Annotated in this window: 24 protein-coding genes; 20 read left to right on the forward strand and 4 right to left on the reverse strand. The window is 66.9% G+C overall.

Translation table 11 applies throughout. From position 1 onward, the window contains the following. The first annotated feature begins 13 nt into the window (after positions 1-13). From pgsA to LDO15_RS07215, 3 genes are all read left to right on the forward strand, one after another. Positions 14-652: a CDP-diacylglycerol--glycerol-3-phosphate 3-phosphatidyltransferase gene (gene pgsA, locus LDO15_RS07205; RefSeq protein ID WP_223985431.1), complete on the forward strand. Its 639-nt coding sequence runs from the start codon at positions 14-16 to the stop codon at positions 650-652. Continuing rightward, complete coding sequence (locus tag LDO15_RS07210) at positions 649-1,191, forward strand: CinA family protein (RefSeq protein ID WP_223985433.1); 543 nt, start codon at positions 649-651, stop codon at positions 1,189-1,191. Before pgsA ends, LDO15_RS07210 begins: the two co-directional genes overlap by 4 nt. 138 nt (positions 1,192-1,329) lie before the next feature. Beyond that, complete coding sequence (locus LDO15_RS07215) at positions 1,330-1,782, forward strand: helix-turn-helix transcriptional regulator (RefSeq protein ID WP_120953958.1); 453 nt, start codon at positions 1,330-1,332, stop codon at positions 1,780-1,782. Positions 1,783-1,965: 183 nt separating this feature from the next. Here the strand turns inward: LDO15_RS07215 and LDO15_RS07220 are convergent, their stop codons facing one another. After that, positions 1,966-2,505, reverse strand: coding sequence for a MarR family transcriptional regulator (locus LDO15_RS07220; protein WP_223985435.1), 540 nt, complete (start codon positions 2,503-2,505; stop codon positions 1,966-1,968). 41 nt (positions 2,506-2,546) lie between these two features. On the opposite strand from LDO15_RS07220, the gene LDO15_RS07225 reads away from it, so the two are divergent. The 6 genes from LDO15_RS07225 (at position 2,547) to dapF (ending at position 8,550) form a co-directional block, all read left to right on the forward strand. Continuing rightward, a complete protein-coding gene (locus LDO15_RS07225) occupies positions 2,547-2,783 on the forward strand; it encodes a DUF3046 domain-containing protein (protein WP_223985437.1) in 237 nt (78 codons plus the stop codon). A 271-nt stretch (positions 2,784-3,054) separates the two neighbouring features. After that, a complete protein-coding gene (gene recA, locus LDO15_RS07230) occupies positions 3,055-4,107 on the forward strand; it encodes a recombinase RecA (RefSeq protein WP_091249847.1) in 1,053 nt (350 codons plus the stop codon). A 211-nt stretch (positions 4,108-4,318) separates the two neighbouring features. Continuing rightward, a complete protein-coding gene (locus tag LDO15_RS07235) occupies positions 4,319-4,831 on the forward strand; it encodes a regulatory protein RecX (protein WP_223987166.1) in 513 nt (170 codons plus the stop codon). A 289-nt stretch (positions 4,832-5,120) separates the two neighbouring features. Next, positions 5,121-6,590, forward strand: coding sequence for a tRNA (N6-isopentenyl adenosine(37)-C2)-methylthiotransferase MiaB (gene miaB / locus LDO15_RS07240; protein ID WP_263428380.1), 1,470 nt, complete (start codon positions 5,121-5,123; stop codon positions 6,588-6,590). A gap of 4 nt (positions 6,591-6,594) precedes the next feature. Then, the gene (gene miaA, locus LDO15_RS07245) at positions 6,595-7,545 is read left to right on the forward strand and encodes a tRNA (adenosine(37)-N6)-dimethylallyltransferase MiaA (protein ID WP_223985442.1); all 951 of its coding nucleotides are present in this window, start codon (positions 6,595-6,597) and stop codon (positions 7,543-7,545) included. A 51-nt stretch (positions 7,546-7,596) separates the two neighbouring features. After that, on the forward strand, positions 7,597-8,550 hold the full coding sequence (gene dapF / locus LDO15_RS07250; RefSeq protein ID WP_223985444.1) for a diaminopimelate epimerase: 954 nt from the start codon (positions 7,597-7,599) through the stop codon (positions 8,548-8,550). On the opposite strand, the gene LDO15_RS07255 is transcribed toward dapF, so the two are convergent. Further along, a complete protein-coding gene (locus LDO15_RS07255) occupies positions 8,531-9,145 on the reverse strand; it encodes a methyltransferase (RefSeq protein WP_223985446.1) in 615 nt (204 codons plus the stop codon). The genes dapF and LDO15_RS07255 overlap by 20 nt on opposite strands. 556 nt (positions 9,146-9,701) lie before the next feature. Here LDO15_RS07255 and hflX point away from each other — a divergent pair. Together hflX and LDO15_RS07265 are read left to right on the forward strand one after the other, a co-directional pair. Then, entirely contained in the window at positions 9,702-11,306 is a 1,605-nt protein-coding gene (gene hflX / locus LDO15_RS07260) for a GTPase HflX (RefSeq protein ID WP_223985447.1), read from the forward strand. After that, positions 11,299-13,431 (forward strand): ATP-dependent DNA helicase, encoded by a 2,133-nt coding sequence (locus LDO15_RS07265; protein WP_276572945.1) that lies wholly within the window; start codon positions 11,299-11,301, stop codon positions 13,429-13,431. The genes hflX and LDO15_RS07265 overlap by 8 nt, the downstream gene beginning before the upstream one ends. 185 nt (positions 13,432-13,616) lie before the next feature. Here the strand turns inward: LDO15_RS07265 and lexA are convergent, their stop codons facing one another. Beyond that, the gene (gene lexA / locus LDO15_RS07270) at positions 13,617-14,366 is read right to left on the reverse strand and encodes a transcriptional repressor LexA (protein WP_223985448.1); all 750 of its coding nucleotides are present in this window, start codon (positions 14,364-14,366) and stop codon (positions 13,617-13,619) included. 485 nt (positions 14,367-14,851) lie between these two features. Between lexA and LDO15_RS07275 the strand changes: the two genes are divergently transcribed. The 8 genes from LDO15_RS07275 (at position 14,852) to LDO15_RS07310 (ending at position 21,120) form a co-directional block, all read left to right on the forward strand. Continuing rightward, entirely contained in the window at positions 14,852-15,157 is a 306-nt protein-coding gene (locus LDO15_RS07275; protein WP_223987172.1) for a LysM peptidoglycan-binding domain-containing protein, read from the forward strand. Positions 15,158-15,225: 68 nt separating this feature from the next. Next, the gene (locus tag LDO15_RS07280; protein WP_223985449.1) at positions 15,226-16,344 is read left to right on the forward strand and encodes a histidinol-phosphate transaminase; all 1,119 of its coding nucleotides are present in this window, start codon (positions 15,226-15,228) and stop codon (positions 16,342-16,344) included. A gap of 70 nt (positions 16,345-16,414) precedes the next feature. After that, entirely contained in the window at positions 16,415-17,041 is a 627-nt protein-coding gene (gene hisB, locus LDO15_RS07285) for an imidazoleglycerol-phosphate dehydratase HisB (RefSeq protein ID WP_091557762.1), read from the forward strand. After that, positions 17,038-17,814 (forward strand): imidazole glycerol phosphate synthase subunit HisH, encoded by a 777-nt coding sequence (hisH, locus tag LDO15_RS07290; RefSeq protein WP_223985450.1) that lies wholly within the window; start codon positions 17,038-17,040, stop codon positions 17,812-17,814. The genes hisB and hisH overlap by 4 nt, the downstream gene beginning before the upstream one ends. Further along, positions 17,815-17,973, forward strand: coding sequence for a hypothetical protein (locus LDO15_RS07295; RefSeq protein WP_223985452.1), 159 nt, complete (start codon positions 17,815-17,817; stop codon positions 17,971-17,973). A gap of 49 nt (positions 17,974-18,022) precedes the next feature. After that, the gene (gene priA / locus LDO15_RS07300; RefSeq protein WP_223985453.1) at positions 18,023-18,769 is read left to right on the forward strand and encodes a bifunctional 1-(5-phosphoribosyl)-5-((5-phosphoribosylamino)methylideneamino)imidazole-4-carboxamide isomerase/phosphoribosylanthranilate isomerase PriA; all 747 of its coding nucleotides are present in this window, start codon (positions 18,023-18,025) and stop codon (positions 18,767-18,769) included. 13 nt (positions 18,770-18,782) lie between these two features. Next, positions 18,783-19,745: an SseB family protein gene (locus tag LDO15_RS07305; RefSeq protein WP_223985455.1), complete on the forward strand. Its 963-nt coding sequence runs from the start codon at positions 18,783-18,785 to the stop codon at positions 19,743-19,745. A 61-nt stretch (positions 19,746-19,806) separates the two neighbouring features. Continuing rightward, positions 19,807-21,120: an MFS transporter gene (locus tag LDO15_RS07310; RefSeq protein WP_223985457.1), complete on the forward strand. Its 1,314-nt coding sequence runs from the start codon at positions 19,807-19,809 to the stop codon at positions 21,118-21,120. 214 nt (positions 21,121-21,334) lie between these two features. Here LDO15_RS07310 and LDO15_RS07315 read toward each other — a convergent pair whose 3' ends face one another. After that, the gene (locus tag LDO15_RS07315; protein ID WP_223985459.1) at positions 21,335-21,721 is read right to left on the reverse strand and encodes a DUF1844 domain-containing protein; all 387 of its coding nucleotides are present in this window, start codon (positions 21,719-21,721) and stop codon (positions 21,335-21,337) included. A gap of 452 nt (positions 21,722-22,173) precedes the next feature. Here LDO15_RS07315 and infC point away from each other — a divergent pair, with 452 nt between their 5' ends. Next, the gene (infC, locus tag LDO15_RS07320) at positions 22,174-23,253 is read left to right on the forward strand and encodes a translation initiation factor IF-3 (RefSeq protein WP_263428349.1); all 1,080 of its coding nucleotides are present in this window, start codon (positions 22,174-22,176) and stop codon (positions 23,251-23,253) included. The last annotated feature ends 30 nt before the right edge of the window (positions 23,254-23,283 follow it).

A 23,283-nucleotide genomic window follows, 5' to 3' on the forward strand; every position in this document is an offset into this window, starting at 1 on the left:
GTAGCCTAGGAAGGTGAATAGCGCCGAAGCCAACGCCGGGTCCGCCTCGCGGATCTGGAACCTGCCGAACATCCTCACGATGCTGCGGATTGTGCTGGTGCCATTCTTCGTCTGGTTCCTCATCTTGGACGCCCCGGGATGGCAGGCCCAGAACGGCGTCTGGCGCTGGGCGGCGGCGTTCGTTTTTGCCGTCGCCATCTACACCGACAAGCTCGACGGCGACATCGCCAGATCCCGCGGACTCGTCACGGACTTCGGCAAGATCGCCGACCCGATCGCCGATAAACTCCTGACCGGCTCCGCGCTGGTCATGCTCTCGCTGCTCCAGGAACTGCCGTGGTGGGTCACCATCCTGATCCTGGTCCGGGAGTGGGGCATCACCGCGCTGCGGTTCTTCGTGATCCGCTACGGCGTCATGCCGGCCTCCCGCGGCGGAAAGCTGAAGACCGTAGTCCAGACAGTGGCCATTTTCCTCTACATCCTTCCGCTGGCGTCCATCGCCCCATGGCTCGGCGTCGTGGCGTTCGCCGTCATGATGGCCGCGCTGGCGATCACGCTGTGGACCGGCGGCCAGTACGTTGTCGAGGCGCTCAAGCTGCGTGCCGCAGGCATCAAGGCAGAAAAAGAACGGGTAAGGGAGAACAAGCAATGAACGATCCGAACGCCAATGTTCACCCCAGTCCCCACCCCGCACTGCACCCCAACCTGCACCGCCTGGCGGAGCAGGCCGTCACCGGCGCCATCGGCCGCGGGATGACTGCCGCCACCGCAGAATCCCTCACCGCAGGGATGGTCGCCGCCGTGCTGGCCGACACACCCGGCGCCTCCGGAATGCTGCAGGGCGGCGTGGTCTCCTACGCCAACTCGGTCAAGGCCGACGTCCTGGGCGTCCCCGGTGAGCTGCTGGACGCCGTCGGCTCCGTGGACGGGCAAGTCGCCGCCGCCATGGCCGAGGGCGCCCGCCGCATCTGCGGTGCCGATATCGGCGTGTCCACCACCGGTGTGGCCGGGCCCGAACCGCACGACGGCAAAGCGGTTGGCACCGTCTACATCGGCGTCGCCACGGCGGAGGGATCGACGTCGTACCCGTATTCCTTTGACGGAAGCCGGGCCGAGATCCGCGCACTCGCGTGCGGAGCGGCCCTGGAACGCCTGCTTGAGGCCCTATCTTCCGAAGGCTACCCGGCGTAAAGTTGCCGGGAACAAAAGTTGATTCCGAATAGTTGTTACATTGTGTCGCTTCCAAATAAGGGAGGCGCCTAGGATGAAAACATCAGCAGAGTCCGCCCCTCCGGCGGACTCGACAGTACGAGGAGCAAGGCGATACAGATGGTAAAGCAGCCCGTATCCATAAACGGCGTTGTCCGCTGGAAGGATGTGGGCCTCGCCGATCAGGCAAAGAGCGAACAGAAGGAGCGCAAGATGGTTGTACTTCGTCACGAAATCGGTGATGTCCTGCGCGATGTCCGCCAGCGCCAAGGCCGTACCCTCCGCGAAGTCTCGCACAGTGCCCGTGTTTCCCTGGGCTACTTGAGCGAAGTGGAACGCGGTCAGAAGGAAGCCTCTTCGGAGTTGCTGTCCTCGATCTGCTCGGCCCTCGATGTTCCGCTCTCGAGCATGCTCCGTGAAGTCAGCGACCGCGTCGCGGTCGCCGAGGGTGTCGCTGTTCCGGACACCGTCCCGCAGGAGTTCGCGCAGCGTTATGGCCGCGACCTTGACCGAGAGCTCAACTCCGACCTCAACGACGAGTTGGCGAAAGGCCTCCTTTCCGGAGCGCGCTAACCGCCGACCCACCCATGACCTACCAAAAGGACCCCCGGCCCAGGCCGGGGGTCCTTTGACGTGTCACGACCCCGCAGTTCGTGCAGGGCGGGTTGTTCAGGGTGCGTCCTGCAGAGCCCGTTGTGCAGCATGCGTCGTGAAGAGCCCGTTGTGCAGGGCGGTTTCAAGCCGCGTCAGGCCGCGTCAGGCGGGCTCGTCCCGGGGGAAACCGTCACGTTCGTAGGTGGCGTTGAGCTTCGCCATGTACATGGCCAGGGCCTGCAGATCCTCGGCAGGCCACTCTGCCAGACGTTCCCGGAACACCTCGCGCCTGGCGTCCTGGACCTGGTGCATCCTGTCCTCACCCTCCGGCGTAAGCCGAATGGACTGCGCCCGGCCGTCCAGCGGATCGGCCTCCTTCGACACCAGCCCGAGGCCCTCGAGGAAGGCGACCTGCCGGCTCACCGAGGGCTTGCCGACTCCGATGGATGACGCGAGCTCGGTCAGCCGGATAGGGCCCTGCTTACGGATCACGCTCAGCAGCCCGTAGGCCGCGGGCTCCATATCAGGGTGGACCTGGCGTGAGAGCTGATGGGAAATGGACCGGCCGCGGCGCCAGAGCAGGCTTAGTTGGACTTCGACGGCATTGAGGGCGGCGTCGGCGTCAGCGCCGGCAGTTCCGCTGGCATCATTGCCGACGGTTCCGGGGACGGAATCACCGGCGGGCTCGGTTGGGTTGCTCATGGCAACCATTCTAGAGTCCCGCGCCGTGAGAGACTTTACTGGTGCGAATCAGTGACTTTTGGCGGCTAATGGACGACGAGTTCGGAGCGGGCTACTCCCGCGTCCTGAGCAGCTCGCTGGTCCTGGCAGGGGTCGGCGGACGCACGGCGGACCAGGCCCTCAGCGCCGGCATCCCTCCCCGCCAGGTCTGGCTTGCCATGTGCGACGTCCAGGACGTCCCGCCGGACCGTCGCCTCGGCCGGGACGTCAAACCCCGCGACAACACCGGACCGCGCTGACGCGTGCCGCGCCGCCGGCATGGTTACGGCTGACCTGACACGCGGGCGGCACCTGACGCGCAGCCGGTACGGCCGGCACCTGACACGCCGCCCACTTGTTCGAATATCTGTTCGGATAGGGATATGCTTTTTATGAGCGTTTTCGACATGGCGTTTTCCACATAAGTGGGTCCCTCGGCAACTTTGTCAGAGGGCCCCGGTAGCGTCAGTGATGACAGACGAAGGGCCTACACGGCCACTCCACAGCGAGAAAGTATTAGAGGTGTGAACCATGGCCGCAGCCCCGGATCGCCAGAAGGCGCTCGACGCAGCGCTTGCCCAGATTGACAAGCAGTTCGGCAAGGGCTCGGTCATGCGTTTGGGTGACGAAGTCCGTGCGCCCATCGAGGTCATCCCGACCGGCTCCATCGCCCTGGACGTCGCCCTGGGCATTGGCGGACTGCCCCGCGGCAGAGTCGTGGAAATCTACGGCCCGGAGTCCTCTGGTAAGACGACGGTCGCGCTGCACGCCGTTGCCAACGCCCAGCGCCTGGGCGGCATCGCCGCCTTCATCGACGCCGAACACGCCCTGGATCCGGAGTACGCCGCCAAGCTGGGCGTCGACACCGATGCGCTTCTGGTCTCCCAGCCCGACACCGGCGAGCAGGCCCTGGAAATCATGGACATGCTCATCGGCTCCGGCTCCCTTGACGTCATCGTCATCGACTCAGTCGCCGCGCTCGTTCCCCGCGCGGAAATCGAAGGCGACATGGGCGACAGCCACGTCGGCCTGCAGGCCCGCTTGATGAGCCAGGCCCTCCGGAAGATCACCGGCCGCCTGAGCCAGACCAAAACCACGGCCATCTTCATTAACCAGTTGCGCGAAAAGATCGGCGTCTTCTTCGGCTCCCCGGAAACCACCACTGGTGGTAAGGCGCTGAAGTTCTACGCCTCAATCCGCATCGACGTCCGCCGGATCCAGACCCTCAAGGAGGGCGCGGACTCGGTCGGCAACCGCACCAAGGCCAAGATCGTCAAGAACAAAATGGCCCCGCCCTTCAAAATCGCCGAGTTCGACATCATTTACGGCCAGGGCATTTCCCGTGAGGGCGGCATTATCGACATGGGTGTCGAGCACGGCCTGATCAAGAAGTCGGGCTCCTGGTTCACCTACGATGGCGATCAGCTGGGCCAGGGCATGGAGAACTCCCGCCGGTTCCTGCGGGACAACCCGGAGCTGGCGGCCGAACTTGAGCGCCTGATCAAGGAAAAGCTCGGTGTCGGCGTGAAGGCCCCGGCCGAGACCGAGGAATCACCGAAGCTGAAGGCCGTTGACGGCTTCTAACGCCGGAGCAGACGCCGGGGCAGGGTTCCAGCAGTGGAGCCCTGGCCCGGGCGGCGATGCCGACCCGGGTGCCGGGGCATCCCGGCACAGTTCACAGGGGTCGCGCAGTTCACGCGGCTCGAATTCACGTGGCTCGAATTCGCGCGGTTCGGGTTCGCGCGGTTCAGGGGCACCATCCCCGGAACTCGATCCGGACGCGGATCCCGCCGCGGTGGCCCGCGCCATTGTCTTGCGGCAGCTGACGGCTTCGCCCAAGAGCCGGCTTCAGCTCGCGCGCAAGCTCGCCGAACGCAATGTTCCCGAGGACGTGGCCGAGGCAGTATTGGACCGCTTCGAGGAAGTGCGGCTGGTTGACGACGCCGAATTCGCCGACATGTGGGTCCGCAGCAGGTCCCAAACGCGCAAGCTCGCCAAGGCGGCCCTGCGGCGTGAACTTGCGGATAAGGGTATCGACCCTGACACTGCTGCCGGCGCGCTGGACCAGCTCAGCGACGCCGACGAAGAAGCGGCCGCCCGTGAACTCGTGGAACGAAAGCTGCGCGGCTTCACCGGCGAGGAAGACCGCGCCGAGCGCGACAAGGTCACGCGGCGCCTCGCGTCAATGCTTGCCCGCAAGGGCTACCCGCCCTCACTGGCCTTCCGCATCGTCGGCGAGGTGCTCGACGCCGTCGCCGGCAGCGCAGGGGCCGGGGACGAGGATGGTCTTGCCGATGCCGGGGGTTAAGCCGGCCGTGCCGCGTCCCGGGACGAAGCGCACCCACCCGGTGCCCGCGCCGTCCTGCCACCGACCCGTCCTGCCACCGACCCGTCCCGCCACCAACCCGTAGCCCAAAGCCGCAACCCTTAGCCGGTACCCTTAAGAAGTGAGTTTTACCATTCCCTCCCCAGCGGCCGGCACCACTTCTCCAACAGCGTCTCCCGCAGCGCCGCCAGCAGCCTCCCCGGCAGCCGGCGCAGACACAGCTGTCGCCGCGGAGCGCAGCGCCGGGCAGGCTCAACCCCGCACGTACCAGGTGCGCACCTTCGGCTGCCAAATGAACGTGCACGATTCCGAGCGGATGGCCGGCATGCTTGAGGCCGCCGGCTATGTTCCGTCCGCCGGCGAAGTGGCGGACGTCGTGGTCTTCAACACCTGCGCGGTCCGGGAGAATGCCGACAACAAGCTTTATGGCAACCTCGGGATCCTGGCCCCGGTCAAGGCAGCCAACCCCGGCATGCAGATTGCCGTCGGCGGTTGCCTCGCGCAAAAGGACCGGGAGACCATCCTCAAGAAAGCGCCGTGGGTGGATGCGGTGTTCGGCACCCACAACGTCGGTGCCCTGCCGGCCCTGCTGGACCGGGCCCGCCACAACAACGAGGCCCAGCTGGAAATCCTCGAGTCCCTCGATGTCTTCCCCTCGACGCTTCCGACCAAGCGCGACTCCGTGTACTCGGGCTGGGTGTCCATCTCGGTCGGCTGCAACAACACGTGCACTTTCTGCATCGTCCCGGCCCTGCGCGGCAAGGAAAAGGACCGCCGCCCCGGCGAAATCCTGGCCGAAATCCAGGCCCTCGTGGACGACGGCGCCATCGAAGTGACCCTGCTGGGGCAGAACGTGAATTCCTACGGCGTCGAGTTCGGCGACCGGCAGGCGTTCTCGAAGCTCCTGCGCGCATGCGGGCAAATCCCGGGCCTGGAGCGCGTCCGATTCACCAGCCCGCACCCGGCAGCTTTCACCGACGACGTCATCGACGCCATGGCCGAGACCCCCAACGTCATGCCGCAGCTGCACATGCCGCTGCAGTCCGGCTCGGACAAGGTCCTGAAGGACATGAAGCGCTCCTACCGCTCCACCAAGTTCCTTGGCATCCTGGACAAGGTACGGGAGAAGATTCCGCACGCGGCGATCTCCACCGACATCATTGTCGGGTTCCCCGGCGAGACCAAGGAAGACTTCCAGGCCACGCTCGACGTCGTTGAGAAGTCCCGGTTCGCCACCGCCTTCACCTTCCAGTACTCCAAGCGGCCCGGCACCCCGGCTGCGGACCTGCCGGACCAGCTCCCCAAAGCCGTGGTCCAGGAGCGCTTTGAGCGCCTCACGGCCCTCCAGGACCGGATTGCGGCGGAGGAAAACGCCCGCCAGTTGGGCCGCCGCGTCGAGGTCATGGTGACTGCCCGGTCGGGCCGCAAAGCCGAGGAAACCCATCGCCTCTCCGGCCGGTCCCAGGATCAGCGCCTGGTGCACTTCTCCGTACCCGCCGGCGCCGAAGTTCCCCGTCCCGGCGATCTCGTGACTGTCACCATCACGGAGGCCGCTGCGTTCCACCTCGTCGCCGACCCCGCATCCGCGGAAGACTACAGCCTGCGCCGGTCCCGCGCCGGCGACGCCTGGGACCGTTCCCAGGCAGACTCGTGCGGTTCTGGCCCGGCAGGCAAGACCAGTGCGTCGGGCAAGGCAGGTGTGTCGCTGGGCATGCCCAGCCTCCCGGTCCGCGGCCGCTAGCGCCGTGCCAAGCCCGCACCAGAGTGCGCCGGCGGGGGCTACGCCGCCGGTGATCGCCGTCGTCGGACCCACCGGCTCCGGCAAGTCCGATCTCGCCGTCTCGCTCGCGCTGGAGCTCGACGGCGAAGTCATCAACGCCGATTCCATGCAGTTCTACCGCGGCATGGACATCGGCACCGCCAAAATCACCGACGCCGAACGTCGGGGGGTCCCGCATCACCTCCTGGACATTCTGGAGGTTACGGAGGAAGCAAGCGTCTCGGCCTTCCAGCAGCAGGCCCGCGCCCTAATTGGCGACATCCACGGCCGGGGGAAACGGGCCATCCTGGCTGGCGGTTCCGGACTCTACGTCCGCGCGGCGCTGGATATCCTGGAGTTTCCCGGCACGGATCCGGAGATCCGCCGCCGGTTGGAAATGGAGCTTGAGACAGCAGGTCCCGGAGCGTTGCGGGAACGGCTGGAGGCCGTGGACCCCGTATCGGCGGGCAGGCTCGGCGATGCCAGGCGGATCATCCGCGCCCTGGAGGTCTTCGAACTCACCGGCCGGCCGTTCAGCTCCTTCATGCCCGCCCGTGAGTACTTCCAGCCTGCCGTCCAGATCGGACTCGACGTGGACCGGGAGCTGCTACGGGAGAGACTGGCGCGCCGTGTCGAGGCGATGGTGGCCAAGGGGCTTCTGGAGGAAGTGCGCCGGCTGGACGCCGCAGGGCTGCGTCACGGCAAGACGGCGCCGCGGGCCCTGGGCTATGCGCAGTTCCTCCGGGTCCTCGACGGCGGTTCCAGCCTGGCGCAGGCAACGGACGAGACGATCATCGCCACCCGGCAGTTCGCACGCCGCCAGCTGACCTGGTTCCGCGCCGATCCCCGGGTCCACTGGCTCGACTGGCAGGATCCGGACCTGGCGGCCCGGGCCGCCGTACTGTGCCGGACCCCGCCGGTTCTGCCGGTGGCGTAGCGGCCCGGTCACGGTTCCGGAGCGGTGCGGGCGGAACGGTAACCTTGGAGCATGGACCACACCGAATCCGTAGCAGCTGAGCGTACCGCCGGCGATACCGCAGCCCTCAGCGGCCTGAAGTTTTCAAAGGGCCATGGAACGGGCAACGATTTTGTCCTGATCGCCGACCCCAACGGCACCCTCTCGCTGAGCCCCGAGCACGTCGCGGCGCTCTGCGACCGCCACCGGGGGATCGGCGGCGACGGCCTGATCCGCGCGGTGCCCTCCCGGCTCCTGCCCGAGGGCCAGGAGTTGTTGACCGCGCACCCCGCTGCCGAGTGGTTCATGGACTACCGCAATGGCGACGGCTCATTGTCCGAGATGTGCGGCAACGGCGTCCGCGTCTTTGTGCACTTCCTCATTGCCGAAGGCCTGGTGGACCTTCCGGCCGGTGAGTCCCTCGTCATTGGCACCCGGGGCGGGGCGAAGACGATCGTCCGGACGGCCGCTGGCTATGCCGTCGACATGGGCCCGTGGGAGTTCATTTTTCCCGGCGAGGCAACCGCGCGGGCGATGGATTCGCTCGTCAGCGCCGAGGGGCTCGAGGTGGCCAGGCCGGCACTGTCCGTCAGCATGGGCAACCCGCACACGGTCGTGGCGCTGGCCGAGATGGCCGAACTTGAGGCCACCCAGCTGTTCACGGCCCCCCGGGTGGATCCGACGCCGCCGCACGGCACCAACGTCGAATTTGTTGTGCCGTCCGAACCGCTGGTCCACGACGGCACGGGCACCATCACCATGCGGGTCCACGAGCGGGGAGTGGGGGAGACCCAGTCATGCGGCACCGGCGCGTGCGCCGCCGCCGTCGCGATCCGCCACTGGGCCGGCCAGGACGCACCGGATGCGTGGAACGTTCACGTTCCCGGCGGCGTCGTCGGAGTGAAGTTCTTCCTGGGCCCGGAAGGGCACGAGCACGTCGAACTCAGCGGCCCGGCCGTGATCGTCGCTAGTGGGACGCTTTCCTGACCCGAAGGATCCGGAAGGACTTGGCAGTGCTCTCCCGGGTCACGGTGAAGCTGGGGTCCAGCTCCGCTGCCAGCCAGCGCTGCAGCGAGTCCGAGCCGAGGTTCTTCTGGACCACAAGCCAGGCTGATCCGCCCGGCGCCAGCCGGGGAATCCACAGGCGCAGGAGGGCATGAAGCTCGTCCTTGCCGATCCGGATCGGCGGGTTGGACCAGATGGTGTCAAAACGCAGTTCCGGGTCCACGGCCTCCGGTGTGCTGGCGGTGATATTGCTCAGTCCCAATAGTGCGGCGTTTTCATTGGTCAGCGTCACGCAGCGTTCATTCACGTCCACCGCATAGACCCGGGCATGCGGTGCACGCAGGGCCATGGTCAGGGCGATCGGTCCCCAGCCGCAGCCGATATCGAGCAGGTTGCCCTGCGGAGCCGGGGCCGGGACGTCGGCGAGCAACACGGCGGTTCCCTTGTCGATCCCGTCCGGGCTGAAGATCCCTGAGGACGTCTGCAACCGGCGCGTCTCACCGGCAAGATCCACAATGAGCGGCTTGCGGGTGAAGGGCCCGGCGGGCTGGGCGCTGAAATAGTGTGCAGACTCCATAATGGGCCAGATTAGTTGGCGGGCCGCCCGAATGGGAAACCGGGTGCGGACCCGGAAAGGGCTCCGCGAACGGTTGAGGCGGCCCCGGCCAACGGTGCGGCCAGGGAGCATCGCCGTCTGTTAGGCTTAAATACATGATCTTGAATTTCAAGTAGCCGGCACGGGCTTGATCCCGTTCCCGCAGCGACGCAGGTAACCGCCTTCCGCTCCGTGCGCCATCGCAAGGGTGAGTATGTTCACCCGCCGGCGCCCGAATCACTTGGAATCCAGCCGCTTTTCTTTGGCACGCATTTCGTTGACACCGTATTCGGCCCGCTTCCGGGTCCGGCTCAGCGGACGGCAATTACCTCACTGTGTTCCCCACAGCCGGGCGCATTCTGTCGCCTCTCCTTTTCACCCAGCCACCGCTCCGCACGGAGCTCACCTGCCCCAGGCACCGTTGCTGCGGGCACTCCAGGAGGCCTGCATGACCCCTCGCCGTCAGCCCAGCGCGAATACCGTCCCACAGAGCAACAATCGGCACTATTCTGAAATAGCCGAACCTTTAAAGGAGACCATGACCAGCCAGCCCAACACCGGACCCGATTCAGCCGCCCAGGACATGAGTCCTGAGGAGATCCAGGCTGTAATCGACCGGATCCTCTCCAAGGACACCCCCGCCCCGAGCACCGGCCGCAGCTCCGGAACCGGTGCCAACGCCGCAGCCGCCGGGAGCGCCGGCGGCGCCAACGCGGTGCTCGGCAAAGCACAAGCCATCTCCCGCCTGGATGAGGTGTACACCAACTTCGACGGCGACCAGCAGGATCTCGAGGAGCGCCACGCGCTGCGCCGCAAGGCCGGCCTGTCCACCGAACTCGAAGACGTCACCGAGGTCGAATACCGGCAGTTGCGTCTGGAGCGAGTTGTCCTGGCCGGACTCTGGAGCGAAGGTACTCTCGCCGATGCCGAGAATTCGCTGCGTGAACTTGCGGCCCTGGCTGAGACCGCCGGCTCGGAAGTTCTCGACGGGCTCGTCCAGCGTCGGGCCAAGCCCGATCCCGGAACCTTCCTCGGTTCCGGCAAGGCCCAGGAACTCAAGGCCATCGTGATGTCCACGGGTGCCGATACCGTCGTGGTCGACGCCGAACTGGCACCGTCCCAGCGACGTGGCTTGGAGGACATCGTCAAGGTCAAGGTCATCGACCGCACGGCGCTGATCCTGGACATCTTCGCGCAGCATGCCAAGAGCCGCGAAGGCAAGGCCCAGGTGGAACTGGCCCAGCTGGAATACCTGCTCCCGCGCCTGCGTGGCTGGGGTGAGTCGATGTCCCGCCAGGCCGGTGGCCAGGTGGGTGGCGCCGGCGCCGGCATGGGTTCGCGTGGTCCTGGTGAGACGAAGATCGAACTGGACCGCCGCCGGATCCGCACCCGGATGGCCAAGCTGCGGCGTGAAATCGCCGCCATGAAGCCCGCCCGGGAAACGAAGCGCGCCAACCGCCGTCGCAATGCGGTGCCGTCAGTGGCGATCGCCGGCTACACCAACGCGGGGAAGTCCTCGTTGCTGAACCGGCTGACCGACGCCGGGGTGCTGGTGGAGAACGCCCTGTTCGCCACCCTGGACCCCACAGTTCGCAAGGCCGAAACCGCCGACGGCCTGGGCTACACCCTTGCGGACACCGTGGGATTTGTCCGCTCGTTGCCCACCCAGCTCGTGGAAGCGTTCCGCTCCACCCTGGAGGAAGTGGCCGACTCGGACCTGATCCTGCACGTCGTGGACGCATCGCACCCCGACCCCGAAGGCCAGATCGCCGCAGTCCGTACGGTCTTCAGCGAAGTCGACGCCCGCAAGGTTCCGGAGATCATTGTCCTGAATAAAGCCGACGCCGCCGATCCGTTCGTCCTCGAACGGCTCAAGCAGCGCGAACCGCGCCACGTGGTGGTCTCGGCCCGCACGGGTGAAGGCATCCCGGAACTGCTCAAGGCCATCAGCGACGGCATTCCGCGGCCCGGCGTGAAGCTTGAACTGCTGATCCCTTACAACCGCGGGGATCTGCTGAACAAGCTCCACGAGACCGACGCCGAGATCCTGAGCCTGGACCACGAGGAAACCGGAACCCGTGCCGTGGTGATGGTGCGCGAAGGACTCGCCGCTGAACTGGATCCCTTCATCAGCAATGACTGAGGCGGCGGTGAACAAGGCTGACGCTTCGTCTGAGGACGCTGAATCTGCCGAAACCGACGCGGACGCTGAATCTGCAGACGACCGGGTCGGAGGCGCGGCCGGCGAGGAGTTCGTGGTTGAACTGCTCGACCGTGCCGTGTCCGGCATGGGCGGCCAGAGCCGCGACGGCCAGCACGAAATGGCCCGGCAGGTGGCGCGCGCAATCGACAGCGGCGACCACCTGCTGGTCCAGGCCGGCACCGGCACCGGCAAGTCCTTGGCCTACCTGATACCGCTGATCGCCCATTCGCTGACCAGCGACAAGCCCACCTTGGTCTCCACGGCCACCCTGGCACTGCAGACGCAGATTGTCGGCCGCGACCTGCCCAGGCTGCTCAAGGCCATCACGCCGGCGCTGGAACGGCCCGTCAAGGTCGCCCTGGTGAAGGGGCGGGCCAACTATGTGTGCCGGCACAAGCTCGAAGGCGGCTTCCCGTCCGAGGAACCATCGGAGGGGCAGCTGTTCTCCCTCGGTGAGGACACGTCCGTGCCGCACTTCGCCGCCGCGCTCGGCGGCCCGTCCTCCCAGCTCGGCAAGGAGGTAGTCCGCCTGCGTGAATGGGCCGAGGAGACGGCGACGGGGGACCGGGACGAGCTCATGCCGGGTGTCACGGACCGCGCCTGGCGCCAGGTCTCGGTCACCTCCATGGAGTGCCTCGGAGCCCAGAAGTGCCCGCTCGCGGCCGAGTGCTTCAGCGAACTGGCGCGGCAAAATGCCGCCGACGCCGACGTCGTCGTCACCAACCATGCCATGCTCGCCGTCAGCGCCTTCGAAGGCTTGGCGGTCCTGCCCGAGTACGACGTCGTAGTGGTGGACGAGGCGCACGAACTCCAGGACCGCGTCACGGGAGCGGTCTCCGGCCAGCTCTCCGTGGCGATGGTGCACGCCGCCGCCTCCGGAGCCCGGAAGCACACGGGCATCACCGTGGACGCTTTGAACAATGCCGCCTCGCACCTGGAACTGGCCATTGACGGCGTACCCAGCGGGTTGATGCCCAACGGCCTGAACACCGAACAGCTGGACTGCATCGACCAGTTGCGCGACGCCTGCCGCGCCGCGCTGTCCGATTCCAAGGGGGACAGCTCCACGCCGGCCGACGGCGGACGCCAGCTCGCCCGGTCACGCCTGATGGTCATTCTGGAACTCTGCGAACGCCTCCTGGCCGCGCGCGAAAACCGCGAAGTTGTCTGGTTCTCCCGCAACAGCAGCTTCGACCCGGCGCAGGGCTACTCCCCGCCGGACGAGAGCGCGCCGGCCCTGATCAATGTTGCCCCGTTGAGCGTCGCGGGGCGTTTGCGTGAGGGACTGTTCGCGGACCACACCGTGATCCTGACCTCGGCCACGCTGGCCATCGGAGCGGCATTCGAGCCTGCCGCCGGAGGCCTCGGCCTCGTCGGCAGCGGTGCCCCGAGCTGGACCGGCGTCGACGTGGGATCCCCCTTCGACTATCCCAAGCAGGGCATCCTCTACGTCGCCCGGCACTTGCCCAAGCCCGGCCGCGGGACATCCCCCGAGGCCTTGGACGAACTCGAGAAGCTGATCCGCGCCTCGGGCGGCGGTGCCCTGTGCCTGTTTTCTTCGCGGCGTGCGGCGGAGGAGGCGGCCGAGGCCATGCGGCCCCGGCTGGACGTCAGCATCCTGTGCCAGGGGGAGTCGAGCATGACGGCGCTCGTGCGGCAGTTCGCAGATGAGCCGGACACGTGCTTGTTCGGCACTATGTCACTGTGGCAGGGCGTGGACGTTCCCGGGGTGTCCTGCCGCCTGGTGGTCATTGACCGGATTCCGTTCCCCCGGCCGGATGATCCGCTCATGACGGCACGCTCTCGGGCAGTGGCCCAGGCCGGCGGCAACGGCTTCATGTCCGTCTCGGCGACGCACGCCGCGATCCGCCTCGCGCAGGGGGCCGGACGGCTGATCCGCTCGACGTCGGACAAGGGTGTTGTGGCGGTGCTGGATTCGCGGCTGTCCACGGAGCGCTACGGCGGATTCCTCCGCGCAGCGCTTCCGCCCTTCTGGCCCACCACCGACCCTGCGATAGCCGTGGCCGCCCTGCAGCGCCTCGCGAAGGACTCCGGCCAGGACTAGAACTCCGGCGGGGCCGGAGTCAGGACCGGGCCTCGCGAAGGACTCCGGCCAGGACTAGAACTCCGGCCAGGACTAGGACTCCGGCGGGGCCGGAGTCAGGACCGGGGCCGGCACTAGGGCAGGGCCGGGGGCCGGAGCACCCGGATCGGCCATGTGGTCCGTGGTGGCTGCAGGGAGTGTGGTGGCTACAGGGAGCGGAGTACCGAGACGACCTTGCCCATGATCACGGCGTGATCGCCGAGGATGGGCTCGTACTGGGTGTTCTGCGGCAGCAGCCAGGTGTGGCCGTCGCGCTGGCGGAACGTCTTGACCGTGGCCTCGTCATCGAGCAGGGCGGCAACGATGTCACCGTTCACGGCGTCGCCCTGGCGGCGGACAACCACCCAGTCGCCGTCGCAGATGGCGGCATCGATCATCGAGTCGCCGGCCACCTTGAGCATGAAGAGTTCGCCGTGGCCCACGAGCTGGCGCGGCAGGGGCATGACGTCCTCCACCACCTGGTCGGCGAGGATTGGCCCGCCGGCCGCGATGCGTCCGACGAACGGCACCATGGCCGTGTCGGTGGCGCTGGCGAGTTCGGTGACGGAGAGGCCGCCGACGGCGCGGAGGCCGCTCGACTTCTCGACTCCCGAAATGGATGTGGTCCCCTCATCCAGGGTCAGTGGCATGAGCACTTCCATGGCCCGCGGGCGCTTGGGGTCGCGGCGCAGGTAGCCAAGTTTTTCAAGCTGGGAGAGCTGGTGGGTCACACTCGACAGGCTGGCGAGTCCGACCGTGTCGCCGATTTCCCGCATGGACGGCGGGTAGCCGTTGTCCGTGACGGAGCGCTGGATGGTCTCCAGGATTTTCTTCTGCCGGACGGTGAGGCTCTTGGGGGTCCGTGCGGGCTGGGCGCTCCGTGAGGTGGCCCTGCCGCCGGTGGCTTGAGTTGCCATGTTCGCCAACGCCTTTCCGTTCCACCCGGTGGCCGTGGCTGCTGCCGCCGGGAACTTCCGGCCTGAAATGTCAGACCCTCCTGATCAACTGCCTATGAACGAGTTCACAGTGGTTGTTCCTTCCCTCAAAAGTAGGCCAGCCGGAGAGCTTTTTCAAACATTTGTTCTAGCGAGTCTCGACATCGTTCGTTACTAAGTGCTAAAACAGAACAAGCAACATTCGAATATGTGTTCGATACGAAGTTTCACTTACTGACTGCACAGTTCGGTTCTATGTTCGAAGGTTTGGCCGGTTGGCGGCGAGTACGTGGAGTACGCCGGGCGGCACCGTATGGTCCAGGAGGGCTCAGTTCATGTCAGCAGCAAGCGCGTTTCACGGCACTTTTGTTCACGGCGTCACGGAACAGCACGGCAATGCACGTCGTTACGGGGCCGCGTCTTCCGCCGCCCGGTCGCAGCAGGTGCGGCAGCCAAAGCAGCCGCCGATGCGGCTCACGCGGCGTGGGCGCTTCGTCTTCTTCGGCGTCCCGCTGATCCTGCTGGCGGCGTTCATCCTGTCGTTTAGCGGGTTCCTCAACGCTCCCGCGAAGGCGGCGGATTCGGCGGACCAGCTCTCCGTGACACCCACCGTTTCCGTGACGGTGCAGCCGGGGGAGTCGCTCTGGGCCATTGCGGGGTCTGTGGCACCCGAGCGCGATCCCCGCGACGTCGTGGCCGACATCGTGCAGCTGAACAATCTCGATGCTGCGCGCGTGATGCCGGGCCAGCAGCTGTTTGTCCCGTCCAAATAGCATCCCGTAAGTACTGCCGCAGGCGTCACAGTTTCAGGGCCCGTCGAGCTACCACTTAAACTGGTCACGTGACTGACCAGCTTGAGCGCCTCAACCGACTGCCCCTTCGAACCAATCTCCGCGGCCTGCGGCCTTATGGCGCGCCCCAGCTGGACGTCCCCATCCTGCTCAACGTCAACGAGAACACTCACGGGGTTCCGGCCGATGTCCGCGCGGCCATTACTGAAGCAGTCAGCGCGGCCGCTGCCGGCCTGAACCGGTACCCGGACCGCGAGTTCACGCAATTGCGTGAAGCCCTCGCCGAGTACCTCGGCCACGGTCTCGACGCGGAGAACATCTGGGCCGCGAACGGTTCCAACGAGGTCCTCCAGCAAATCCTCCAGGCATTCGGCGGCCCCGGCCGGACCGCTCTCGGTTTCCCTCCCACCTACTCGATGTACCCGCTGCTGGCCTCCGGCACGGATACGGGGTACATCGTCGGGGCCCGGGCGGCAGACTACGGACTCAGCGCGGAATCGGCAGCCCGGCAGGTCCGGGAACTTCAGCCGAACATCGTCTTCCTCTGCTCCCCGAACAACCCCACCGGCACGGGTCTCGGACTTGATGTCGTCGAGGCCGTCTATGACGCGGGCGAGGCCAGCCAGACCGTCGTGATTGTCGACGAGGCCTACCACGAGTTCGCCCACGACGGAACGCCGAGTGCGCTCACACTGCTGCCCGGCCGGGAACGGCTCATCGTCTCGCGCACCATGAGCAAGGCCTTCGCCCTCGCCGGCGCGCGGCTCGGGTACATGGCCGCGGCTCCGGAAGTTGCCGACGCCCTGCGCCTGGTCCGTCTCCCGTACCACTTGTCCGCCATTACCCAGGCGACGGCCCTGGCTGCCCTGCAGCACCGGACGGCGCTCATGGCGGACGTCGAGGACATCAAGCGCCAGCGCGACAGGATCGTGTCCGAACTGACCCGGCTGGGCCTCACGCCGGCCGCGTCGGATTCGAACTACGTGTTCTTTGGCGGACTGGAGAACCCGCACGAAGTCTGGCAGGGCCTGCTGGATGCCGGAGTCCTCATTCGCGACGTCGGCATCCCGGGGCACCTTCGCGTGACCGCCGGCACTGAGACGGAAACCACAGCCTTCCTTGAAACCCTTGAACGCATCCTGACCAGCCCCGCAAAACTGCAGGCCTAGACTTGACGGGGAGCCAGAGCGCCCCGCCAGACAGCCCAGCACCCTGCCTTCTTCCAAAGGACACATCTACATGAGCAACACCGGATCCACCGCCGCCGAGGGCCGGACCGCACGCATGGAACGGACCACCAGCGAGTCCTCGGTCCTGGTCGAGATCAACCTGGACGGCACCGGGGTCTCTGATATCAGCACGTCGGTCCCTTTCTATGACCACATGCTGACGGCCCTGAGCAAGCACTCCCTGATTGACATGACCGTCAAGGCCACCGGAGACACCCATATCGATGTCCACCACACCGTTGAGGACGTGGCCATCACCTTCGGCGAGGTTCTGCGGACCGCCCTGGGCAACAAGGCCGGGATCCGTCGCTTTGGCGAGGCGACCGTCCCACTGGATGAGGCTCTCGCGCAGGCCGTCGTCGACGTCTCCGGCCGTCCGTACCTGGTACACGCCGGCGAACCGGCAGGCCAGGAATACCACCTGATCGGCGGCCACTTCACGGGCTCCCTCACCCGCCACGTCTTTGAGGCGATCACGCTTCACGCCGGGATCTGCCTGCACATGAACGTCACTGCCGGACGCGACCCCCACCACATCGTCGAGGCCCAGTTCAAGGCCTTTGCCCGGGCACTGCGCGCGGCCGTCGAACCGGATCCCCGCGTCGAAGGCATTCCATCCACAAAGGGTGCCTTGTGACCGGCCCGATACTCCGCGACGGCGCCATCATCGATCCCGCCGCCGGGACCAGGCCGGCCTCTCCGGAGGGAAAGCCCACCGTCACGGTGCTGGACTACGGCTCCGGGAATGTCCGCTCTGCCGTGCGTGCCCTGGAGCGGGCCGGCGCCGAGGTCATCCTCAGCTCCAAGCCCGAAGACGTCCTGAACGCCGACGGCCTCGTCGTCCCTGGCGTCGGTGCCTTCGAAACCGTCATGCGCGAACTCAAGGCCGTGGATGCCATCCGCATGATCGGCCGCCGTGTCGCCGGAGGTCGCCCCGTGCTTGCCATCTGCGTCGGGCTGCAGGTGCTGTTTGAGGCCGGCGTCGAGCACGGCACCGAAGCCGAAGGCATGGGGGAGTGGCCCGGTAAGGTCGAGCTGCTGCCCGCCGACGTCGTGCCCCACATGGGCTGGAACACCGTCTCCGTGCCTGTTGGGTCCAGACTGTTCGCGGGCGTTGAGGGCGAGCGCTTCTACTTCGTGCACTCCTACGGTGTCCAGCACTGGGACTTCGATGTCATCCAGCCCCGGATGGCCGCGCCCCTGGTGACGTGGTCAGAGCACGGTGCCCCGTTCATCGCGGCCGTCGAAAACGGACCGCTGTGCGCCACCCAGTTCCACCCGGAGAAGTCCGGCGATGCCGGCGCCCGGCTGCTGCGCAACTGGGTCCAGGGCCTGCGACCGGCAACCCCGGAATCCGCAGCTGCCGAGGCCGCAGCCGTGGAACCCGCGGCCCCGGAACAGACCGCCTAGATGTGGTCCCTGGTGCTCATGGGCGTCGCCGGCCTGCTGGTTGGCGGCGCGATCTCTTTCCGGCAGCAGAAGAGTCCGCTCTGGGTGCAGATTGTGTTCTACATCCTGGCAGGCATGTCGCTGCTGGCCGCCTACCTCCTGACCCTGTCGGCGTCCTGACGGCCCGGCCACGTTACCAACCATCCATTCCCAAGCTGAGGACTCCACGATGACCACCGAAACCCCGCTGCCCGTACTCGAGCTTCTGCCCGCTGTCGACGTCGTCAACGGCCAGGCCGTCCGGCTCGTGCAGGGCGAAGCCGGCAGCGAGACGAGCTACGGCACTCCGCTGGAGGCCGCACTCAACTGGCAGGAGCAGGGCGCTGAATGGGTGCATCTGGTCGATCTCGACGCCGCGTTCGGGCGAGGCTCCAACGCCGAACTGCTGCGCGAGGTCGTGGGGCGGCTGGACATCAAGGTGGAGCTCTCCGGCGGCCTGCGCGACGACGAGTCCCTTGAGAAGGCCCTCGACCTGGGCGTCGCCCGCGTCAATCTGGGCACCGCGGCACTGGAAAACCCGGAGTGGACCCACCGGGTGATTGAACGCTTCGGCGACAAGATCGCCGTCGGCCTGGACGTCCGGGGCACCACCCTCGCCGGCCGGGGCTGGACCAAGGAAGGCGGGGACCTCTGGGAGGTGCTGGGCCGTCTCGAGGACGCTGGCTGCGCCCGGTACGTCGTCACCGATGTGACCAAGGACGGCACGCTCCAGGGCCCCAACGTCGAACTGCTGCGTCAGATGGTTGAGAAGACCGGCAAGCCCGTTGTCGCCTCCGGCGGCATTTCCAGCCTCGAGGACCTCCTGGTCCTGCGGTCCCTGGTCCCGCTCGGCGTCGAGGGCGCCATCATCGGCAAGGCCCTCTACAGCGGCAATTTCACCCTGCCTGAGGCCCTCGACGTCGCCGGCCGCCGCTAGGCGGTCAGCAGTCATGACGCACACCCACGAGCCCCACGACGGCGCGCGGGCAGGCACCGGAGCGGCTCCCGTCCGGCATCTGCCCGGACACATCGCGGCTGCCCTTGCTGGCGCCGGCGGTGCCACAGACTCCGCCGGTCAACCGTGGGCAGGCCGCAGCCTGTCCGGGGAGGCCGCGAAGATCCATAACTTCGAGGACGACGACGGCGCCGCCGACGCCGGCTACCTGGCGGCCGTGGCCGACCTCGCCGCAGGCACGGGCAATGAAGCGGCCGTGGTCGCAGCGCTTGCCACCGCCCGGGTGTTTGTGCCGATTGTTGCCCAGCTCGCCGAAGAGGGCGAAGCCGTGACCCGCCCGCAAGGGAACAAGTCGCAGGGGGACAAACCGCACGAGGATGAGCCGCACGGACTGCACTCGGACAAACAGGCCGACATGGCCCTCGTGACGCTCAAGGCGCCCGACGGGAGGACGGCCATGCCCGTCTTCACCTCCGCGGCGTCACTGGAGGCATGGCATAAGGAAGCCAGGCCGGTCGCCGTGTACGCGGCCCGGGCGGCCCTGTCAGCTGTCTCGGAAGGTGCCGAGCTGCTCGTGGTGGATCCCGGATCGGAGCTGACCTTCGTGGTGCGCCGGCCCGCGGTCTGGGCCCTGGCGCAGCAGCAGACCTGGACGCCGTCGTACGCCGATGCGGAAGTTGCCGGTGCCCTCGGGGACAGTACTGTTGGCTTTGCGGCGGTCCGGCGTGTTGAAATTCATCCAGGGGGTGGAGTTGCCTCGGCCACGGCCGACGGCAGGCGGCTCCCTGGTGGGGGAGCAGGCCCGGAACTTCGTGTGGTGCTGTACCTTGAAGACGGGCTCGACGCCGCCGGCGTGCAGTCCATCGTTGCCGGCCTCAACAACGCCTGGGCCCGGAATGAAATCTTTGCCGAGCGGGTTGATTCGATCGAGGTCAAGCTGCAGCGCGCGGCACCATAGCTGACGGTCCGACGGGGGATATCCTGGTGCTGCCGTGGGCAGTACCAGAAGGATGTAGTCCGTGAATTTCGCGCTTTACCGGGAACTGCTTGCTGTCCGGCCCATCAGGAGGCTCCTGCTGGTCGGCATGATCGCCCGCATACCGCACTCGGCGGCCGGCGTCCTGCTGACCTTGCACATCGTCCTGAGCCTTGGCCAGGGCTACGCCGCCGCCGGCGCGGCTGCGGCCGTCATGACGATCGGCATCGCCGTTGGCGCGCCCTGGCGCGGTCGCCGTGTCGACACAGTGGGACTGCGCAAGGCGCTCATTCCGTCCGTCATCTCCGAAACCGTGATCTGGTCAATCGTGCCGCACGTGTCCTACGAGGCCTTGCTGCCCTTGGTCTTCATCGGCGGCCTGCTGACCCTGCCCATCTTCAGCGTGGTGCGCCAGTCACTGGGCGTGCTCGCCCCCGGAGAACAGCGCCGCACCGCCTTCGCCCTGGACGCCATCGCCACTGAACTGGTCTTCATGATCGGCCCCGCTGTCGGTGCCGTCGTCGCCACCAGCGGGCAGTCCGTCCTGGGCCTGACAATAGTCGGCGTGGCCACGTCCGTCTCGGGATTGTTCCTCATGTGGTTCAACCCGCCCACCCGGACGGCTACCCCCGACACCGGGCTCGAAGCGGAGGAATTGGAATGCGCGGAGGCCGCCGTCGTCGCCGCCGCGCCGGCCCACCTGCAGGAGGCCGCCGCGGAACTGGCGCCGCTGGCAGCCGCCGCCGAGGAACGGAGGCAACGACGCTCCGGCCTGCGGCACAGGGTCGTCCACAATTTCGGCTGGTTCACCGCCGCTGTGGCCGCCGTCTTCGCCGTCGCTGCCGGCGCCGGCATGGTCCTCAGCGGTACCGACGTCGGGATCGTCGCGGCCCTCCAGACCGGCGGCCACGAGGCCGAGATCGGGATCGTGTTCCTCTTTTGGTGCGCGGCCTCGGTGGTGGGCGGCGTCCTCTATGGCGCCATGCACCGGCCCATCTCGCCAATCCTCCTGCTGCTGGGCATGTCGGCCCTGACCATCCCGATGGCCTTCGCGACCGACACCTGGACCCTCAGCCTGCTCTCGCTGCTGCCCGGGCTGCTGTGCGCCCCGGTACTCTCGGCTGCCTCGGAAAAGGTGGCCGAGCTGGTCGACGAGAGCCGACGCGGCGAGGCGATGGGCTGGTACGGTTCCGCCCTGACCGGCGGAGTGGCCCTGGGAGCGCCGCTGGCCGGGCTGTTCATCGACGTCATCGGCCCGTCGGCCGGCTTCGTTGCCGTGGGGCTGGCCGGTGTGGGCCTCTGCCTCGTGGGACTTGCCCTGCAGCACGTGCGGCGCCGCCGCCTCGCCCACGCCTGACTGCCGGCCACTGACCGCCCGCTCGCCCACTGACCGCCGACCGACTGTCGGCCGCTGTCCACCGGCTGACCGTCGCCCACCGGCTGCGGGCCACCGACGACGTCCGCGGCTACACGCGGAGCCCGGGGGAGTTAACGCCCGGGGGAGTTAACGACGACGGCGGCGGGCGGACCGATGTGGTCCGGCCGCCGCCGCATCATGGTGACGAAAGTGCTTAGTTGACCGGGCCGGTGTACTTCTCGCCCGGGCCCTTGCCCGGAGCGTCCGGGATGATCGATTCCTCGCGGAAGGCGAGCTGGAGGGATCGCAGTCCATCGCGCAACGGTCCGGCGTGCTGGGAACCGATTTCCGGCGCCGCCGCGGTCACCAAGCCGGCAAGGGCGGTGATCAGCTTGCGGGCCTCGTCCAGGTCCTTGAGTTCCTGGGCATTTTCCTCGGCGGCGAGGCCCAGCTTCACTGCGGCGGCGCTCATCAGGTGCACGGCGGCCGTGGTGATGACCTCGATCGCGGGGACTTCCGAGATGTCGCGGATCTGTTGCGAGACGTCGGCCTGGGGGGCTGCTGGCTCGAAGACGTGGGAATTACGCTCTGATGTACTCATGCTGGTAAGCTTGTCACAGACCGACTAAATGTCGTTATTTTGCAGTGCTTCTTACAGTCCAGCATCAGTGCTGTACTTGTTTACAGTGCAGTGCTTCTGTTGAAGTTGTTGCCCGGGCGGCGCACATGTGCGTTGAGCGGGTATCTTTCTGTAGAATTGACTTTTAGTTTGCAAGCGGAGTTCTCTCCCACCCGCGTCAGCCGCGAAACTTCCTTCGGGAAGCCCCTCCCTTCGGGAGTCAAGGTTGCCGGGTACCTGGTCGGGCACAACTTCGGACTCTGGTCCGCAGGATGTGCATGCCGCCTCACTGAGGCCGGCAGCTCCGATCTCGAGGCCTTCGATTGCTCCGGCAATTGGGGGCCTTCTCTTTTTGCCGGTGGAATACCCCTCACGAACACAGGAGCTTTAACATTAGCGAGCCAAGAATCAATGAGCGTATCCGCGTCCCCGAGGTGCGGCTGGTCGGCCCTGCAGGCGAACAAGTAGGAATTGTCCGTATTGAGGATGCCCTGCGTTTGGCTGCCGAGTCCGATCTTGATCTCGTTGAAGTAGCACCGCAGGCCAAGCCTCCGGTGTGCAAGCTGATGGACTTCGGCAAGTACAAGTACGAAGCCGCTGTCAAGGCACGTGAAGCCCGGAAGAACCAGACCAACACGGTCCTGAAGGAAATCCGCTTCCGCCTGAAGATCGACACCCACGACTACGAGACCAAGCGCGGCCACGCGCTTCGCTTCCTCGGTGCCGGTGACAAGGTCAAGGCCATGATCCAGTTCCGCGGCCGTGAGCAGCAGCGCCCCGAGATGGGCATCCGCTTGCTCCAGCGCTTCGCCGACGACGTCGCCGAAGTGGGCGTTGTGGAGTCCAGCCCGCGCATCGATGGCCGCAACATGGTCATGGTGGTGGGCCCGCTGAAGAACAAGGCCGAGGCCAAGGCGGAGGCCCGCCGCGCAACGCAGCGTGCAGAAGCCAAGGCTGAGAACGAGGCCAAGGCATCCGGGCGCGTCGACGTCTCCGGTGGCAACGCGCCGCTGACCCAGACGTTGTCGGACCTCCTGCCGGAAGGCTTTGTCCTAGAGACGGAGGCTCCCGCAACGGAGGCCGCCGTCGAAGAGAGCAAGGCCGAAGAGGTCAAGGTCGAGGAGAGCAAGGCCGAAGAGGTCAAGGTCGAAGAGGCCAAGGCCGAAGCGACCACGCCGGCCCCGGTCGAGGAGACCAAGATCGAAGAAGCTCCGGCCCAGGAAGCACCGAAGGAGGCTGTGGCTGAGAAGCCGGCAGCCATCAAGGCTCCTGAGGCTCCGAAGGCCGAGAAGCCGGTAGCAGCCAAGGCTGCCGTGGCTCCGAAAGCGGCTCCGGCTCCTGCGGCTAAGGCTCCTGAAGAGAAGGCTGCGGAATCCGTTCCGGCGGCTCCGGCGGCCGCACCGAAGCCGGTTGCTGCTCCCAAGCCGATTCCGAGGCCTGCAGCGCCGAAGCCCGCCGCACGGCCGGCCGCCCCCCGGGCAGCCGCCAAGCCTGGCAGCAAGAAGACCAACTAGTTCACGGCTGCCGGACAGCAGTGTCCGGCA

Origin of the sequence: Arthrobacter sp. NicSoilB8, assembly GCF_019977355.1 — a bacterium.
GTDB lineage: Bacteria > Actinomycetota > Actinomycetes > Actinomycetales > Micrococcaceae > Arthrobacter.